Source organism: Candidatus Methylomirabilota bacterium (assembly GCA_036001065.1).
GTDB lineage: Bacteria > Methylomirabilota > Methylomirabilia > Rokubacteriales > CSP1-6 > MNEF01.
Genome location: DASYUQ010000219.1, coordinates 1 through 4,028, shown reverse-complemented (window position 1 = coordinate 4,028; position 4,028 = coordinate 1). Strand labels below are relative to the sequence as shown.

Below are 4,028 nucleotides of genomic sequence, written 5' to 3'. Positions count from 1 at the left end.
TCCAACTATTCGCGCCTAGGAAGGCACCGTGTACGTCGTTCGTGGACAGATTTAGTATCAACAAGTTGGAACGGCACTAGGAAGGCACCGTGTACGTCGTTCGTGGACAGATTTAGTATCAACAAGTTGGAACGGCACTAGGAGGAGAAGATGAACCGTCGATCGCCGTTCACCTGGACGCTGCTCGCGCTCCTCGGCCTGGCCGCTGCGGGGCCGGCCGGCGCCCAGGAGGCCAAGCAGCTCCGCATCGTCAAGCAGCCGGGCCTCGGCTATCTGTCGATCATCGTCATGCGCGAGATGAAGCTGATCGAGAAGCGGGCCCCGGGCGTGGACGTCGAGTGGCTTCAGCTCACCTCAGGGGCGGTGATCCGCGATGCGATGGTGGCCGGCCAGATCGACATCGGCTCGGGCGGCACCGGCCCCTTCGTCCAGGCGATCGACAAGGGGCTCGATTGGAAGACGCTGGGCGCCCTCAACCAGATGCCGCTCTTCCTCAACTGCGCCCGGGCCGACATCAAGAGCCTCCGGGACCTCAAGCCGACGGACCGTATCGCCATGCCGGCCATCGGCTCGATCCAGCACGTCGTGCTGCAGATGCAGGCCGAGAAGGAGCTGGGCGATCCCAAGAAGCTCAACCAGCAGATCGTGGCCATGTCGCACCCCGACGCCACCGCCGCCATCCTCTCCAAGCGCGAGATCACCTGCCACCTCTCGTCGCCCCCGTTCCAGTACGAGCAGCTCCGCGACTCCGGCATTCACAAGGTGTTCGACAGCTACCAGGCGGTTGGCGGCCCCCATACCTTCAACCTCGTCTGGGCCAGCGAGAAGTGGGTCAAGGCCAACCCCCGCCTCGTCCAGGCCTTCCGGGAGGCGCTGAAGGAAGCGACGGAGTTCATCAACGACAAGCCCGCCGAAGCCGCCCGGCTCTACGCCACCAGCGAGAAGGCGAAGTCCACGCCGGAGGAACTCCTGGCCATCATGAAGCAGGACGGCATCAGATATACGATGACGCCGTCCGGGCTGATCAAGTTCGCGTCGTTCATGCGGAAGATCGGCATGATCAAGAGCGTGCCGGCCTCCTGGCGCGACTACGCTCAGGAGCATCTGCACGGGCTGCCCGGGAGCTGATGCGCGACCTCTTGCGGGTCCGCGACGTCACGATCTCGTATCCCACGGAGACGGGCCTCTTCACGGCGGTGGAGGACGTGTCGTTCACGGTCACCGAGGGGGAGAAGTTCGTGCTGCTCGGCCCCTCGGGCTGCGGCAAGTCGACGCTCCTCAAGTCGGTGGCCGGGTTCATCGCCCCCCGGCGCGGCGCCGTCGAGCTGGAGGGGCGGCAAGTGTCCCGGCCGGGGCCGGACCGCGTGGTCGTCTTCCAGGAGTTCGACCAGCTCCTGCCCTGGAAGACGGTTCTCGCCAACGTCACCTACCCGCTGCGCGTGGCCAAGAGGATGCCCGACGCGGCGGCGCGCGCGGAGGCCACGCGGTATCTCGAGTTGGTGAGCCTGGGGCGGTTCGCCGGCGCCTACCCGCACCAGCTCTCGGGCGGCATGAAGCAGCGGGTGGCCATCGCGCGCTCGCTCGCGCTCGACCCGCGCATGCTGCTGATGGACGAGCCCTTCGCCAGCCTGGACGCCCTCACGCGGCGACGGATGCAGGAAGAGCTGCTGGGGATCTGGGAGGCTACGCGCAAGACCATTCTCTTCGTCACCCACTCCATCGAGGAGGCGGTGCTCCTGGGCGACCGCATCCTCGTGCTCTCCTCGGGGCCGGGGCGGGTGCGGCGGATCCTCGACAACCCGGCCGCTGGCCGTCGCGAGACCGAGGCGGGCCTTGAAATTCAGCGCGAGGTGCAGGAGCTGCTGCAGTGACGGGTGGCGCGCGGGTGGCGCTGCACAAGGCCGGCATCGTCGTGGCCCTCCTGGTGATCTGGGAGGCGTGGACGCGGCTGGGCCAGGTGAGCCCGCTGCTCTTTCCGTCGGCCTCCACGGTGGTCGCCGCGTTCGGCCGCTCGCTGGCCAACGGCGAGGTGCCCGGCTACGCCGGGCAGTCGCTGAAGGTGCTGCTGTCGGGGATGGCCATCGGCGCCGCCCTCGCGCTGGCGCTGACCACGCTGGCGGTCACCACCCGGCTGGGGGCCGAGCTGCTGGAGACGCTGACGGCCATGTTCAACCCGCTGCCGGCGATCGCGCTCATGCCGCTGGCGCTGCTCTGGTTCGGCCTCGGCGTGCAGTCGCTGGTCTTCGTGATCATCCACTCGGTGCTGTGGCCGATGTCGCTCAACACCTACACGGGCTTCGTCACCGTGCCCCCGACCCTCCGCCGCGTCGGGCAGAACTTTGGGCTGACGGGCTGGCGCTTCGTCGCCGGCATCCTGCTGCCCGCGGCCTTCCCGTACATCCTCTCCGGCATCAAGATCGGCTGGGCGTTCGCCTGGCGGACGATCATTGCGGCCGAGATGGTCTTCGGCGTGGCCGGCAGCCAGGGCGGGCTGGGCTGGTTCATCTACCAGAACCGCTTCGAGATGAACACCGACCTCGTCTTCGCCGGGCTCCTGACCGTCATCCTGATCGGGCTGCTCGTCGAAAACCTGTTCTTCCGCTGGCTCGAGCGGAAGACCGTCCTCCGCTGGGGGATGTCCACGAGCCATTGAGGAGCCTCACCTGAACCAGGATATGCTCGACCGCGGAACGGACCTCACGGCCGACGTCGCCGACGATCTGCAAGTCGTGACCGTCGACTAGTGCCGTTCCAACTATTCGCGCTAGGAAGGCACCGTGTACGTCGTTCGTGGACAGATTTAGTATCAACAAGTTGGAACGGCACTAGCCCGCGGCCAGGCGGCGATCATGGGATCGAAAGTTCTCAAGCGCGAGTGGACGACGGTGGAGGGCTGGCGCGACACCAAGGCCGGCATGTGGGCCTGGCTCATCCAGCGGGCGGCCGCCCTGGCGCTGCTGCTCGTCGTCGCGCTGCACCTGGTGAACCCCTTCCGCCGCGGCGTGCAGGCGGCGCTGCTGGCGCTCGTCCTCATCCACGCGCTGCTGGGTGTGCGGTCGCTGCTGCTCGACGTCGGGCTGCCTCTGCGCTGGCACCGCGCCCTCTTCGCGCTGGCGCTGATCGGGGCGGGCGCGATCTTCGTGCTGGTGTGGGCCGGGCGCTGGTACTGAGATGGACCCGGCGGCGATCTCCCCGCACGACCGCTACCAGCGCCAGCGCATCGGGGTGCTCGACAGCGAGATGGCCTCCGTGGACGTCGGGCACGGCGACCCGGTCGTCTTCCTGCACGGCAATCCGACGTCGTCCTATCTGTGGCGCAACATCATCCCCCACGTCGAGGCGGTGGGGCGCTGCCTGGCCCCCGACCTCATCGGCATGGGCGCCTCGGACCGGGCGCCGCGCGGCTCCTATCGCTTCGTGGACCACGCGCGCTACCTCGACGCCTGGCTCGAGGCCCTCGCCTTGCGCCGCGTCACCCTGGTGGTCCACGACTGGGGCTCGGCGCTGGGCTTCCACTGGGGCTCGCGACACCCCGAGCGGGTGCGCGCGATCGCCTACATGGAGGCAATCGTCGCACCGCGTCGCTGGGACGACTTCCCACCGGGGCGCGACGGGATCTTCCGGGCGCTGCGCTCGGAGAAGGGCGAGGCGATGGTGCTCGGCGACAACGTATTCGTCGAGTGCATCCTGCCGAAGAGCATCCTCCGCCCGCTCTCCGCCGAGGAGATGGCCGCCTACCGCGCGCCCTTCGCGACGCGCGAGTCGCGCCTTCCCACCCTCGTCTGGCCGCGCGAGCTGCCGATCGAGGGCTCGCCCGAGGACGTCGTGCGCATCGTCGAGGAGTATGGGCGCTGGCTCGCGGCGAGCCCCGTGCCGAAGCTCCTCGTTGGCGCCGAGCCGGGGGCGCTGCTCACCGGGCGAGCCCTCGACTTCTGCCGCACCTTCGCCCACCAGCGCGAGGTGTCGGTGCGCGGCTTTCACTTCGTGCAGGAGGACTCTCCGCACGAGATCGGCGCGGCGCTCGCCGC

General features: G+C 68.5%; 5 protein-coding genes. All 5 read left to right on the top strand.

All coding sequences use genetic code 11. The features are described 5' to 3' along the window. Positions 1-150 precede the first annotated feature (150 nt). Positions 151-1,128, top strand: a complete 978-nt coding sequence (locus VGV13_21040) for an ABC transporter substrate-binding protein (GenBank protein ID HEV8643570.1) — start codon at positions 151-153, stop codon at positions 1,126-1,128. Next, a complete protein-coding gene (locus VGV13_21035; GenBank protein ID HEV8643569.1) occupies positions 1,128-1,871 on the top strand; it encodes an ABC transporter ATP-binding protein in 744 nt (247 codons plus the stop codon). The genes VGV13_21040 and VGV13_21035 overlap by 1 nt, the downstream gene beginning before the upstream one ends. Continuing rightward, positions 1,868-2,653: an ABC transporter permease gene (locus VGV13_21030; GenBank protein HEV8643568.1), complete on the top strand. Its 786-nt coding sequence runs from the start codon at positions 1,868-1,870 to the stop codon at positions 2,651-2,653. Before VGV13_21035 ends, VGV13_21030 begins: the two co-directional genes overlap by 4 nt. A 196-nt stretch (positions 2,654-2,849) precedes the next feature. Further along, positions 2,850-3,170 carry a hypothetical protein gene (locus tag VGV13_21025; protein HEV8643567.1) on the top strand — a complete coding sequence of 107 codons (321 nt, stop codon included), beginning with the start codon at positions 2,850-2,852 and terminating at the stop codon, positions 3,168-3,170. Between the two features lies 1 nt (position 3,171). Next, on the top strand, positions 3,172-4,028 hold an 857-nt coding region (locus tag VGV13_21020; protein HEV8643566.1), incomplete at its 3' end, for a haloalkane dehalogenase.

Coding starts and splice junctions, on each gene's coding strand:
- VGV13_21040 (HEV8643570.1), top strand. CDS start 151: ATGAACCGTCGATCGCCGTTCACCTGGACGCTGCTCGCGCTCCTCGGC.
- VGV13_21035 (HEV8643569.1), top strand. CDS start 1,128: ATGCGCGACCTCTTGCGGGTCCGCGACGTCACGATCTCGTATCCCACG.
- VGV13_21025 (HEV8643567.1), top strand. CDS start 2,850: ATGGGATCGAAAGTTCTCAAGCGCGAGTGGACGACGGTGGAGGGCTGG.